Raw genomic sequence first — 12,481 nt, forward strand, 5'->3', positions numbered from 1 at the left:
TTTTACTTTCGTAATTCAGGATAAATGGAAAATATGCCACCTTAAGTGGTACATCAATGGCTGCCCCCCATGTTTCTGGGGCGCTCGCCCTTATAAAGGTTTTGGCGCACAAATATTTCGGAAGGCAGCTTTCCGAGCCCGAGCTTTATGCCCAATTAATCAAAAGAACCGTGCCGCTCGGTTTTTCTCCGAGGCTTGAAGGAAATGGCATTGTTTATCTGACAGTCCCGGAACATCTCGCCAAAATATTCGATCAAGAGTTTGCAGATACAATTATAAAAGCTTGTACTGGAGATTTGCCTTTGGAGGTTTGATTGGCAGGCTGGATACTAAATCAAGAAAAGCGCAAGCGCTCGTTTAGCGACGTACAAACTGGAGTGCCTCCGACGAGATAAAGGAAACACGGCGAAGAATGAGCCGATGNTAAGTTATCCTCAGACATGAAATTTTTATAATTTCCTAGACGAATATAAAAGGGAAGCGCAGGCTTCCCTTTTATTTTTTATGCGTTTTGACGATTGATTGGGATCACTCCCCGTTCATCTCGTCCATATTAATTTCCTGTGCATTTTCTAGCGCTTCCTTCGGAATCTCGATGTTTTCCACTTCGTTGTAGCCGCTATAGGTAGATTTCATATCCATATTCATATTTATTTTTTGGCCTTCAACTTCTGTATCCATATCGGTCACCATGTTCAATGTGTTCAAATAGAATGTTTCTTTATCGATCAATAATTCGTACTCAACCTTATTGAACTTCATGTCGCCCAACATTTCTTCGGCCTGCATTTCAGGAGGCATCGTTTCCTTGACAGTATCCTTTAAAAACTGATCGAATTTTTCACCGGATGCTTTTAATGTCAATATATAATTCTTGTCATCTTGTTTAAAATCAAACTCATCAACAAATTCTTTTAACTGATCCAATTGTCCTGAAGGGTTTGTCTGTCCTTCTGACATTTGCAGAATTTGACCCGAAAATTCTTCCGGAAGTTTAATCCACATTTTTTCATTCGGCTCATACATATAAAAGCCTTCTTTAGTCAAATAAGCATCGATTTCCTGCTTTTCTCCCTCTATGGACATCGTCATTTTTTGATGCAACGCCATTGGCTCAGTGACGAATTCCATATCGATATCCGAATTGATTTCCTGTTTTTCTCCGGCTGCATCGACCGTCTGCTTCATGTTCATCTTACTTTTGAAACTTTTCAGATCCTTGTTCGCTTCTTCCGTTTTCTTAAAAACTTCTTCCAGTGTCAGATCACTTTCTTTTTCCTTGTCCGCTTTCTTCTTTTCTGCCGTCGTCCCCTGCTCCGCTTCCTTCTCCACAGGCTCCGCTGTCTCGCCGCATGCTGCGAGCATCAGCATTAGCATCGCACCGAAAATGATTGATATTGCTTTCTTCATTAAAAGTCAACTCCCTTGAAATTTTGTAAAGCGTTCTGGATGCTCCTTATTATTTACGGATCAAATACCCGATAGTTTCACCGTTTCAGAGAATGGTTCTTACGAACTAAAAAAAAACGATCGGACCTTTCTGCCTAACCCTCAGTCGTAATAGCATTTTCCCAACGCTGATTAATGGCTTCAACCAACTCATCAATGGAACACTCCAAATTTTTGACCGGTATATTGACCTGAGATTCCAAGAGGCCTTTATTCATTACATTTAACACTCTTTTCACGCCGCTTGACCGATTGATGATCAACTCGCGGTCAAATGTAAAAATGCCGAGATAAATCTGCCCGGAAAAATGAATGAAATCAATTGCTTCAATCTCATTCCATTTGACAAGGCCGGCTGCAATATAACTGGACTGATCAATGATACCCTCTTTGGAAATGATGAGTGCCGGCTCTCGTTTTATGAGCACATAGATGTAGTAAATGAAGCAAAGCCCAAATACTGCAATGGAAAGTCCCCCGATAATCGCCGGCAAAGTCCCTTCAAATTGCTCGTTTATAGATAATGATAGGATGAATATCCCCACCGCGACGAAAACGAGAGAAAGAACTGCCAACATCATCATTCTTTTTATTTTTGGCATGACAATATAATCGTCCATGAAACATCCCCCTTCAGGCCAAAAACGCAATACTTCCTAAGCTTAAAGGTTATCAATAAAAAAATAAATCCTCCGAATGTCCTACGGAGGATTTATGGCACCCTTTTATTTCCGGGTGATGCGTTCAATTTTAATTTCACTTTTGGGTATGCTGGGCATGCTGACAAGGCTGTAGCTCAGATCCTGCTCCGGAACTTCATAAGCAATGCGATGAATCAAAAAATCAGCACAAACTTTCATGGCTTCCATTGTAATCCATTCCCCCGGACAACGGTGCCCCTCATAATAGCCGCCTCCGCCTTGCGGAATCAGACTGTATTTCAAGGTGTCGGATTTTTCTTTAAAACGGTCCGGATTAAACACATCCGGGTTGTCCCATAACTTTGAATCGTGGTTTGTTCCGTATAAATCCAGCAAGGTTAATGTATTCTTTTCAAAAGTATAATTTCTCCATGTAAAATCCTTTTTCACCCGTGCGGCTGCAAACGGAAAGAACGGATAATACCTTCGAACTTCCTGGACGAACAATTGCATATACCCGTCCTCGGAAGACAGCTTCTCTTTTTGTTCCGGAAACTGATGCAAAGCCAATGCAGTAAAATTAATATAGATGGCAATGGCTACGATCGGCCTTAAAATGTTGATGATTTCTACAGCAGCCGTCTCAGGATCCAATAGCTTCCCTTCCAAATCTTTATGCCCGGAAATGACTTGAAGGGCAGTCTGGCTTTCGGGCAAAAACTTTCCTTCTCTGACCTGCTCTACAAGCCCGCCGATCCATTTTTCCGCCTGATTGCGGGAATTTCTGCCTTTCCAGTGCTCGGGTCCTATAGAGGCAGGTGACTCGAAAAGCGAACTTAGTTCGTCCGTTCTTTTGTCAAGCTCTTTATCGCTTAACGGAACCCCTGCCCACCGGCATGCCGTTTTGCATAAAATTTTCTTTGCTTCTTCATAAAGAACGATTTCACCTCTAGCTGCCCATGATTCCACTGCTTTCTCCCATTCGTTCCTATTTATTTCAACGAATCTTTGTATGCCCTCTTCTGACATGAGAGACATGAACATTGCCTTCCTGTGAAAATGTGCCTTTCCATCAAGCGTTTGAACGCCTTTTTCCCCAAACAATGTTTGTCGTACACGTTTGGGAGCAGCACCGCTCCTTTTGAATTTACTATTGTCATAAAAAAGCTCGGCCGCTTCCTTTCCTCCCATGCAAATCGCTTTTTGTCCGAGCAAGTGTGTTTCAAAAACGTCCGATTGGAAACTGCGGCGCCTGTTCGGGATATACAGATAACCTTCCCTCATTAAAGAAACACTATGATCCAATCCCTCTTCACGGGGCATTTGATTTACATCCGACATATGAACCGTCTCCTTTCCCGGTAGTGCCATCTTTATAAATGTTCCCCAATCGATTCATTAAAAAACAGTCGAAATGCCAAGGTTTCATGGGAGGCCTGTATTACAGGGCTTTTCACTATTCTTTCATCCAACTTTCAACTTTCCTATCCATCTCTTTCTCCAAGTCACCTATGTTTCCCGTATCCCTATGTACTAATTTTAAGTACCTTTTTGGAAACATCTTTTTCAATGAAGATGGGTACAGGCTTCCATCTTCAGGCTCTTTATATTGGATAACAGTGTAAGAATCTCCATCTTTTTTCAATCGGATGACGGCGGGCAAGGAATGCCCTGCTTGTGGTTCTGCCCCGGTTGTTTTGTTAAAGCCGCAAAAATAAGACCACATATAGACACTGAGGACCCCGTTTGATTCACTTGTACCATATATTTTATGGACTTCAATTTGCTTTTCCGTATCATAATAGGAAGACTCATAATGCTGAATGATATAATTTGATATCACCTCATTCATTTCTTTTGAAATGTGTTTGTCTCCGTCCTTAAAATTGATTCCACTTCCATTGCACCCTGTTAATACTGCGGTGAAAAGCAACAGTGACACAATCATTAATTTATTTATGGAAATTATCATTTGGCCACTCCCCAAGGGTTCAAGCAGGCTTATTTCCTTACAGGAAACTCAAATTTCAGCCTGCCATTTTCAATCTGCAAGTATGCTTCAAAGGACTTTCCCTTTTTGCTTTTAAAGCCTTTTAGCAACCCGGTCTTTCCACCGTTCAATAATTTCCTGATCATCGCGTCACTTAATTTTTTTCCACAAAAAATCTTTGGCAAAGTAAATGTACATCCTTTTTGATATTCTGTACATCCATAAAATTTCCCCTTATCCTGGACTCTTCCGTTCCCACATACGGGACACGTTCCAATAAATGACTGTTGTTCTTCCTCTTTGACATGAACATGTAATGGTCCTACGCTTCCTGGGGCACTTTCCAACAAGGATTGGATAAACTTCTCGATTTGCTGGATAAAGACTTCCTGCGTTCCTTCGCTTTGACCAATTTTATGTAAGTATCGCTCCCATTTCCCGGTCATTTCCGGGCTGGAAAGCAAAGTCCCTTCTACTGCCCTGCAAAGGATTTGGCCTTTTTTCGTAATATGGACAATGTTCTTTTTCACTTCAATATATTTTTGATGTTTCAACGTTTCAATGATTGCTGCGCGTGTCGCTTCGGTGCCGATCCCTTCCGATTTCCTCAGCATTTCCTTTGCTTCTTCGTCCTCAACATCCTTTCCGGCACTTTTCATCACTTGGATCAATTTACCTTCTGTAAACGGCTTTGGAGGCTGGGTCATTCCTTCTTTCAATTTCACATCAACCGTGCAGGCCACCCCTTCCTCCATTTCGGGAAGAGCTGAGTCCTCTTCTTTTTTGGGATCTGCTTTTAATTCGTCCTTGTCAAACAACATTTTCCAGCCTTTTTTCCGCTCTACTTTTCCTGTTTTTTCAAAAAGCAATCCATTCACATTCACTACGACTTTCGTCTCTTCATATTCATAATCCGGTGCAAACATCGCAAGAGTGGTTAAGATTACTTCTCGATAAATATTCCGTTCCTTTGCTGATAATGTTTTTAAGTCCAAAGTTTTCCTTGTGGGAATGATGGCATAGTGCTCCTGGACTTTGGAGCTGTCAACAAACCGTTTCTGCGCATTCGGAAAGGCAACATCCAAGTTAACTCCGGCACAGTTCTGATAATCGGAAAGATGTTTTTTCAAATAAGCAAATTCATTTTCTGTAATAAAATGGGTGTCTGTCCTGGGATAGCTGATCAATTTCTTCTCATACAAACTTTGTGCAATTTTCAGGGTTTCAGAGGGGCTGTATTTCCAAATCTTGTTGGCTTTGGCCTGTAATGAGGAGAGAGTGTGGAGCCTGGGAGACTTTGTTCTTTTCAACGCCTTTCGCAACCGCTCGATGACTCCCCTATTTTCCCCCACAATCACATTGTGTTTATCCAAAACAGCCTGTGCTTCTTCTTTTGTTTTAAATCTCTCTTTGTGTTTTGCTTCAAATTGGCCGTTTTTTACTGTCGTGTCTCCGATCCATTCGAAGAAAGGCTCAGACTGAAAGTTTTCAATCTCCTGTTGACGCTTGTAGATCATATAAAGAGTCGGAGTCTGAACCCGGCCAACGCTGAACGGTCCCCGCACGCCCTTTTGTTGGAGCAGCAATGTGTACAATCTTGAAGCGTTCATGCCGACAAGCCAGTCGCTGAACTGTCTCGTCTGCGCTTCCCGGTACAACGGAATATAATAATGGCCTTCCTTCAGATTTCGAAAGCCCCTATGGATCTCTTCCACTTCCAATGAATTGATCCATAGCCTTTTGACCGGCTTATTCCACGCACCCGCCAACATGATAATACTTCTGGCAATATTTTCCCCTTCACGGCCGCAGTCTGTTGCAACAATGATTCCCGTTGCTGACTGAAGCAGTTTTTTTACCACAGCAAATTGCTTCCTTTTGTCTTTAGCCACTTGGAAATTGAACTGTTCTGGAAAAATCGGCAGCGTCTTCATTGACCACCTTTTCCATTCATCCTTATACTGTTCAGGCTCCACCAACTCAACTAAATGGCCGAACCCCCAAGTGATAAAGGCTTTGCCGTTAAAAAAGCGGCTGTCAACCACTTCTATATATCCATCTTTTTTAATCGTATTTCGAAATGCATCAGCATAGGCCCTTCCTTGGCTTGGCTTTTCTGCTAAAATGACGATCGACATTTCACCATTCCCCTTCATTGAACCTCGCCGTTTGAAGCATTCTGTTATTTTCCATGGCTTGAATTTGCTTTTAGTGATCCGGATATGGGATTCTTTGCATTGAAACAAGGCTCCAAGGCAAAGGCTTGTTTTATTGGAATAAGGGATTTCATTTACAGATTATACCCGCCAAACCGAACCTGTGTTCCTTTATTTGATTATACAAAAATGGAACAGACATTTCAAGGGCAGCCCCGTATGGTACAGTTTTTTACACAAGCAAAGATTGGGACATTCCTTCATCAAACTACGCAAGGAAAAAGGGTTCTCGCCCCGTCTTATCATGCCATTCATTTTTGTACTTGTTCTTCATGGATAATATAATTAGTATAGATCGCACAATTTTAAATGAGTCAATAAATCCCCTCTTTAACGCATTGATCTGGATTTAGTATTTATGTCGCAATTTAAACTTTATAAAGCAATCGGGCGAAATTCAGAAGTTGGAAGTGCGCTCTTTCTTTATGTATAGGGCCATATTGCTGCACAAGTAATTGTAAAGGATTTGAGATATATGAAATTATACAATAAACCGATTAAAGCATATTTACATAACGAATTAAGTGCTGTTGAGGAACATGACGGTGAACTTATTTATTTTTTTGAAAAGGGATACGTGACAGTTCTTGGTGAGTTTGAATGCGAGAAGTATGCTGGAGGAACAGCCTGTATTATTTTTAATCAGGAAGATGTTATTTCCGTTGGAAAAGGAATGCAGCGATTTGTTGACGAAAAGAGCTTATGAAGACCTTATCGTATTGTTTAGCTTCCAAGAAAAAGAATATTAAGGTATCTTGCATAATAAATAGGGTGCTTAATAGCAATTGTTAAGGGGGAAATTATGGTTTATTTACATGCTTTTTCATTTCCAAATGAGGAAATGGAATTTGACTTTTTCATAAAGATAAAAAGAACGTGCTATGATTCGTTTTATCCATTTAAAGTTTTATCAAGAAAAGGTTTTGAAACGATTGTATTTGAGCCAGTGACGATTTTATATGGCGGAAATGGCTCAGGAAAATCTACTGCATTAAATGTGATAGCAGAAAAAACAGGGAGCAAACGAGACTCCATCTTTAATAAATCTAATTTCTATCCTGATTATGTCAATATGTGTGAGATGCAGCTTAAAGCTGCCATTCCTGAAAATAGCAGGATTATTACTAGTGACGATGTATTTGACTATATGTTGAATATCCGGAATCTCAATGAGGGAATTGACCAAAAACGGGAGCAGCTTTTTGAAGAATATTTGGATGCGAAGTATTCCCAATTTCAGATGAAGTCTATGGCAGATTACGAGCAGTTAAAAAAAATTAACACAGCCAGAAGTAAAACGCAGTCCCGTTTTGTGAGAAATGAATTGATGGATAATGTGAGAGAATATTCGAATGGAGAAAGTGCATTCCGGTATTTCACTGAAAAAATTGGCGATAATGGACTTTATATTTTGGATGAGCCGGAAAATAGTCTTTCTCCTAAACGCCAGATGGAATTGGTTAAATTTCTTGAAGACTCTGCCCGTTTTTTTGGCTGTCAGTTTATCATATCAACACATTCTCCATTTCTGCTATCCATGAGGGAAGCAAAAATTTATAATCTTGATGAAAACCCTGTCAAGGTGAGACGCTGGACGGAATTAGAAAATGTCCGCACATACTATGAATTTTTCAAAAAACATGAAAACAAGTTTCAACTATAAGAGAAGAATCCATTTTGATCAATTTTTTTCAAAATGGATTCTTTGACTTTTTCCGAAAATGCGGGTTTGTGCTTTAAATTTGATCAAACTTTATTCCAAAGCAACAAGAGGGACCGCCTGCAATGAAGTCCATGCCACTTTCAAACTTCAGGAAAAATTCATGCTTTGGTCTTGTTTTTCTTTTTTTCAGCAAAGTTCATGGTTTGGGTTTTTAACCAATCGGCCATCTTCTCAATATCTTTTGAAAAGACCCGATCATGTTCAATGAATGGCACGATCTTTCTGGCCTCTTCCAAAAGCTCTCTAGTGGCTGTCGCCATTTTCTCTTTTCCCCGTGTTTCCGCGGCCTGCAGACTGCAAATCGCTTCAATGGCCAATACACGTCTTGTGTTTTGGATAATTTGATACGCATGCCTTGACGCAATTGTTCCCATGCTTACATGGTCTTCCTGATTCGCAGAAGATGGGATGGAATCAACGCTTGCCGGATGAGCCAATGTTTTATTTTCCGATACCAATGATGCCGCAACATACTGCATGATCATGGCACCTGACTGCAAGCCCGGCTCAGGGCTTAAAAATGGGGGCAGGTCATTTAGCTGCGGATTCACTAACCGTTCAATCCGGCGTTCCGAAATGTTGGCTAGTTCCGCCACCGCGATCGCCAGGAAATCCATTGCCAATGCAATTGGCTGTCCGTGAAAATTCCCGCCCGATAACACCTTTTCCCCGTTATCAAAGAGTAAAGGGTTATCCGTAGCCGCATTCATTTCGATTTCCAGTTTCTCTTTTACATAGTTCAATGCCTGCCATGAGGCTCCATGCACTTGCGGGATGCACCTTATCGAATAGGCATCCTGAACGCGGATTTCTCCTTGTTTCGTTGTCAACCGGCTGTCTGACAGAAACCGACGGATCCGTTCGGCTGTTTCCGCCTGCTCCCTGTAGCCGCGGACTATTTGAATATCCTCGTCAAATACATCGATGATGCCGCGCAGGCCTTCAACTGTTACAGCAGAAATAAGTTCTGCTTGATAAGCCAGTTTTTCAGCTTCCAAATAAGCGATAACTCCCATAGCCGTCATTGCCTGTGTTCCGTTAATGAGAGCCAAACCTTCTTTAGCCGTCAAACTGATCGGGAAAATGTCTTCCTTCGTCAAGGCGTCAATTGCAGATGTTCTTTTCCCTTTATAAAAGACTTCACCTTCTCCAATTAAAACAAGGGCCAAGTGCGAGAGAGGAGCCAAATCGCCGCTGGCTCCCAAGGAGCCTTGCTGTGGAATAACCGGATGAATTCCCGCATTGATCAAATCCAACAGCCTTTCCATTACAACCGGACGAACACCCGAAAATCCTTTGAGCAACGCATTGGCACGAAGCAGAACCATCGCCCGCGATACGATTTCCGGAAAAGGGTCGCCGACTCCGCAGGCATGGGATCGAATTAAATTCAACTGTAATTCTTCTACATCTTCTTTCCCGATCAATACATCACTGAATTTTCCAAATCCTGTTGTAATCCCATAGACGATCCTTTCTTCGGACACGATTTTTTCTACCGCTTTTCTGCTCTCTTCCACTCTCTTCATGCTATCCTCCGAAAAATGGACCTTATCCCGATCATACAGAACTTTCTTTACCTCGGAAAAAGTGAGTGAATTGCCATTAAGTGTGACCATTTGAATTCTCCTTTCATACTTCCTTTAGTTAAGTAAAGCAGCCATGAAAAAGAGGGCTATATCTTAGAATCGTGGTGATTCCAAGATATAGCCCCCTGCTAACTAATCTAATAAACTATGGGCATTTATATATGGTTGATTCCCAATCCGATGGTTTCATGCTCGGATCCTTTCACTGGCGCTCCTATCGTCCCGTATAAAGCAACAGCAACCCAGTCTCCTTCCAGCTCATTGTCATACGGATTTCCCCGTAAAACAGCAAATGACAGGCCGACCGTTCGAAGGATGGAGCCTATTTGTACCTGGCCCCTTGTAATTCCATGCAGTGCTTCGATGATCGCATGGTATAGAGCATGCATCTCACGATAAACGTCCGAACGGACAATCCCGTTTTTCTTCGCGGCCGTTTCGATTGCAGCGACCACTTTATGCGCATCCATCGAACCAACTTTCCCTATACAGCCTTTCCATTTTGACTGCTCCAGTTTTTTCAACTGCTCGGCGGGATGATCGGACAACAGGAGAAGAATCGCATGACGGCCAATTCGACGATCTTTGTTCAAAGACATATAAAACAACTCTTTTTCTAATAACTAAACTGATCATCTCAATTGTAAGCGCTTTTCACATTCATGTCAATAAGTTTAACGGTTGTCATACCACAGACATTGGAGCCGCTATGCCGGAAAGCCACAGCATTTCCATTCTAATCCTTATCTGCTTCTTCAATTCGCTCGTTTATCTCTTGTTTTTCTTCACTCCACCAAAGTACATTATTTGTATCTTCTATGACTTCTTTGATTTCATCTTTTTCTGCAACTGCAGGAGGAGAGCCGCGCAGCGGTTTTCCGGAAGTGTTTTTCAGGAATAAAGTAACAACCACAATTCCAATTAGCGAAGCGAAAATTAAGTAATATGCCGGCATTAGCCGGTTTGCGGTGGTATTAATCAACCACGAAATCAATAAAGGAGCCGTTCCTCCAAATATCGATGCGGAGATATTGTAAGTAACTGCCAAGCCCCCGTACCTGACTTCTGTAAAAAACAGAGATGGCAGCTGTGAAGTCATCGTGCCTTTTATGCCTGACAAGAGTGCACCTAATATCATCAATCCCAAGAAAACGAGCCAATTACTGCCGCTTCCAATTAATAAAAAAGCTGGAACAGCCAACAAAATAATACCCATCAAACTCATCTGAATGATTCGTTTATTTCCGACCCGGTCCCCAAAATATCCTATGGCTAATACAATCGGAATCATAATAAACATAACAACCAAAATTAACAGGAGACCTTTGGTTTCTCCATAGCCTAAAACCGCTGTTAAGTGAGATGGCATATAGGTCAGGACTGTATAATCAATCACATTATAAAAGAACACTAAGACCAAACACATAAATACCGAACGGCGATGAAACAGAAATAGTTCTTTCATGGAGACATGCGGCTTTTTACCTTCTTCTTCTTTTTTCTCCTCCATTGCTGCAAATGCAGGTGTTTCTTCGAGATGGTTCCTGAGATATAGACCTATTATGCCAATTGGGCCGGCAATCAAAAACGGCACCCTCCAGCCCCAATCCAGCATCGTATCTGACCCCAAAGCGTAGGTGAGTACTGTAACCAGCCCGGCACCGGCAATATACCCGGTTAGTGTGCCAACTTCCAGCCCGCTTGCCATAAACCCGCGTTTTTTATCTGGTGTAGATTCAGCAATAAAAGTCATTGCGCCGGCATATTCTCCGCCCGTGGAAAACCCTTGCACCAGTCTTGCACACAGCAATAGAATCGGTGCAGCTATTCCAATGGATGCGTAACTGGGAATCAATCCAATGCTGAGTGTAGCAGCGGCCATCATAATTAATGTGACGGCTAAAATCTTTTTTCGACCAAATCGATCACCCAACATTCCAAAGAACATACCGCCAATTGGCCGAACAAGGAAGGCTGCCGCAAATGTCCCGAAGCTAAATACCAGCTGGGCAGAATCACTTACACCCGAGTAAAACACTTTCCCAATGACAACAACCAAATAAGAATAAATGCCGAAATCAAACCATTCCATTGCATTCCCTAATGCGGTGGCCACGACAGCTTTTTTCGCGATATCCGCATCTATAACTGTTACATCATCCTTATGGAATTTGTATTTTCGTCGTTTGTTTTTTTCTTTTTTCCGATCCATTGCAGAATCCTCCTTGACCACTTCCTTTCATAGCTTTTCCCATAACTGCAAAATTTTATGACGATCTTAATTCATAGAAATCATCGGGATAATAACGTTATTCCTTTGGAGACATTATTTTCACCTTTAAGTCACAGTTTTGTTGAGACATCCCTTGCTTTTTTTCCAAAAGTAGCCATCTGTTGATATAATTGAAAATAAAATAGACCACCTACTTCGGTGGTCTCCATAAACTTTACGGGAATGGTCATGAAGCTGCCCAAAACAATCCAATCAGCTTGTTGATCTTTTAGCCTTACTTCCTTTACTGATTTGATAAATGGGTTCTATCTTCCATTTGGGGAGGTTCTTCCATCCACCCATGTTTAATTGCGAGGTTTCCTCCATCATTCGCAAATTCCAAAATATCCTTTGCAATCATCATCATTTTCATTGGCAAGTCTTTCCTTAAGCTGAAGGAGGTGCCGATAGCACTGCTGCCTATCCCAAAATCACTTAACAAGGATGTGTTATACAACATAAGCTTATCTGAAAAAGGGGACATTGTTGAGTCTCTGAACCCTCTCCCCATTAAAAGGGGGAGGTTCCCGGACCCTAAAGGGTCACGGTTCCATTGGTCAAGGCAGATCTTGGTATTAACCTGAATTACGAAAGTAAAATC

11 protein-coding genes and 1 pseudogene are annotated in these 12,481 nt (G+C 41.7%); 3 read left to right on the forward strand and 9 right to left on the reverse strand.

Annotated features, from left to right (window positions below; genetic code table 11):
- Positions 1–20 precede the first annotated feature (20 nt).
- A pseudogene (locus D4N35_RS16970) lies at positions 21–314 on the forward strand (S8 family serine peptidase); the annotation flags it as partial.
- A 214-nt stretch (positions 315–528) separates the two neighbouring features.
- Here D4N35_RS16970 and D4N35_RS16975 read toward each other — a convergent pair.
- The 5 genes from D4N35_RS16975 to D4N35_RS16995 form a co-directional block, all read right to left on the reverse strand.
- Positions 529–1,410 carry a DUF6612 family protein gene (locus D4N35_RS16975; protein ID WP_120075815.1) on the reverse strand — a complete coding sequence of 294 codons (882 nt, stop codon included), beginning with the start codon at positions 1,408–1,410 and terminating at the stop codon, positions 529–531.
- 134 nt (positions 1,411–1,544) lie between these two features.
- Entirely contained in the window at positions 1,545–2,069 is a 525-nt protein-coding gene (locus D4N35_RS16980; RefSeq protein ID WP_120075817.1) for an STM3941 family protein, read from the reverse strand.
- A 105-nt stretch (positions 2,070–2,174) separates the two neighbouring features.
- A complete protein-coding gene (gene cypC / locus D4N35_RS16985) occupies positions 2,175–3,431 on the reverse strand; it encodes a CYP152 family fatty-acid peroxygenase CypC (protein ID WP_120075818.1) in 1,257 nt (418 codons plus the stop codon).
- A gap of 115 nt (positions 3,432–3,546) precedes the next feature.
- Complete coding sequence (locus tag D4N35_RS16990) at positions 3,547–4,062, reverse strand: hypothetical protein (protein WP_120075820.1); 516 nt, start codon at positions 4,060–4,062, stop codon at positions 3,547–3,549.
- A gap of 29 nt (positions 4,063–4,091) precedes the next feature.
- Positions 4,092–6,218, reverse strand: a complete 2,127-nt coding sequence (locus D4N35_RS16995; RefSeq protein ID WP_120075822.1) for a type IA DNA topoisomerase — start codon at positions 6,216–6,218, stop codon at positions 4,092–4,094.
- Between the two features lie 553 nt (positions 6,219–6,771).
- On the opposite strand from D4N35_RS16995, the gene D4N35_RS17000 reads away from it, so the two are divergent.
- Both D4N35_RS17000 and D4N35_RS17005 read left to right on the forward strand, forming a co-directional pair.
- Positions 6,772–7,002 (forward strand): hypothetical protein, encoded by a 231-nt coding sequence (locus D4N35_RS17000; RefSeq protein ID WP_120075824.1) that lies wholly within the window; start codon positions 6,772–6,774, stop codon positions 7,000–7,002.
- Positions 7,003–7,098: 96 nt separating this feature from the next.
- Positions 7,099–7,959, forward strand: a complete 861-nt coding sequence (locus D4N35_RS17005) for an AAA family ATPase (RefSeq protein WP_120075825.1) — start codon at positions 7,099–7,101, stop codon at positions 7,957–7,959.
- Between the two features lie 158 nt (positions 7,960–8,117).
- On the opposite strand, the gene hutH is transcribed toward D4N35_RS17005, so the two are convergent.
- The 4 genes from hutH to D4N35_RS17025 form a co-directional block, all read right to left on the reverse strand.
- Positions 8,118–9,638 carry a histidine ammonia-lyase gene (gene hutH, locus D4N35_RS17010; protein WP_120075827.1) on the reverse strand — a complete coding sequence of 507 codons (1,521 nt, stop codon included), beginning with the start codon at positions 9,636–9,638 and terminating at the stop codon, positions 8,118–8,120.
- A 125-nt stretch (positions 9,639–9,763) separates the two neighbouring features.
- On the reverse strand, positions 9,764–10,207 hold the full coding sequence (hutP, locus tag D4N35_RS17015; protein ID WP_120075829.1) for a histidine utilization transcription antiterminator HutP: 444 nt from the start codon (positions 10,205–10,207) through the stop codon (positions 9,764–9,766).
- Positions 10,208–10,344: 137 nt separating this feature from the next.
- Positions 10,345–11,820 carry an MFS transporter gene (locus tag D4N35_RS17020; protein ID WP_120075830.1) on the reverse strand — a complete coding sequence of 492 codons (1,476 nt, stop codon included), beginning with the start codon at positions 11,818–11,820 and terminating at the stop codon, positions 10,345–10,347.
- A gap of 304 nt (positions 11,821–12,124) precedes the next feature.
- A partial coding sequence (locus D4N35_RS17025) for a DUF3231 family protein (RefSeq protein ID WP_120075832.1) occupies positions 12,125–12,481 on the reverse strand: 357 nt, incomplete at its 5' end.

Origin of the sequence: Siminovitchia fortis (assembly GCF_003605365.2) — a bacterium.
Taxonomy (GTDB): domain Bacteria; phylum Bacillota; class Bacilli; order Bacillales; family Bacillaceae_C; genus Siminovitchia; species Siminovitchia fortis.

Coding starts and splice junctions, on each gene's coding strand:
- hutH (WP_120075827.1), bottom strand. CDS start 9,638: ATGGTCACACTTAATGGCAATTCACTCACTTTTTCCGAGGTAAAGAAA.
- D4N35_RS16980 (WP_120075817.1), bottom strand. CDS start 2,069: ATGGACGATTATATTGTCATGCCAAAAATAAAAAGAATGATGATGTTG.
- D4N35_RS17005 (WP_120075825.1), top strand. CDS start 7,099: ATGGTTTATTTACATGCTTTTTCATTTCCAAATGAGGAAATGGAATTT.
- D4N35_RS17020 (WP_120075830.1), bottom strand. CDS start 11,820: ATGGATCGGAAAAAAGAAAAAAACAAACGACGAAAATACAAATTCCAT.
- D4N35_RS16995 (WP_120075822.1), bottom strand. CDS start 6,218: ATGTCGATCGTCATTTTAGCAGAAAAGCCAAGCCAAGGAAGGGCCTAT.
- cypC (WP_120075818.1), bottom strand. CDS start 3,431: ATGTCGGATGTAAATCAAATGCCCCGTGAAGAGGGATTGGATCATAGT.
- D4N35_RS16975 (WP_120075815.1), bottom strand. CDS start 1,410: ATGAAGAAAGCAATATCAATCATTTTCGGTGCGATGCTAATGCTGATG.
- D4N35_RS17000 (WP_120075824.1), top strand. CDS start 6,772: ATGAAATTATACAATAAACCGATTAAAGCATATTTACATAACGAATTA.
- hutP (WP_120075829.1), bottom strand. CDS start 10,207: ATGTCTTTGAACAAAGATCGTCGAATTGGCCGTCATGCGATTCTTCTC.
- D4N35_RS16990 (WP_120075820.1), bottom strand. CDS start 4,062: ATGATAATTTCCATAAATAAATTAATGATTGTGTCACTGTTGCTTTTC.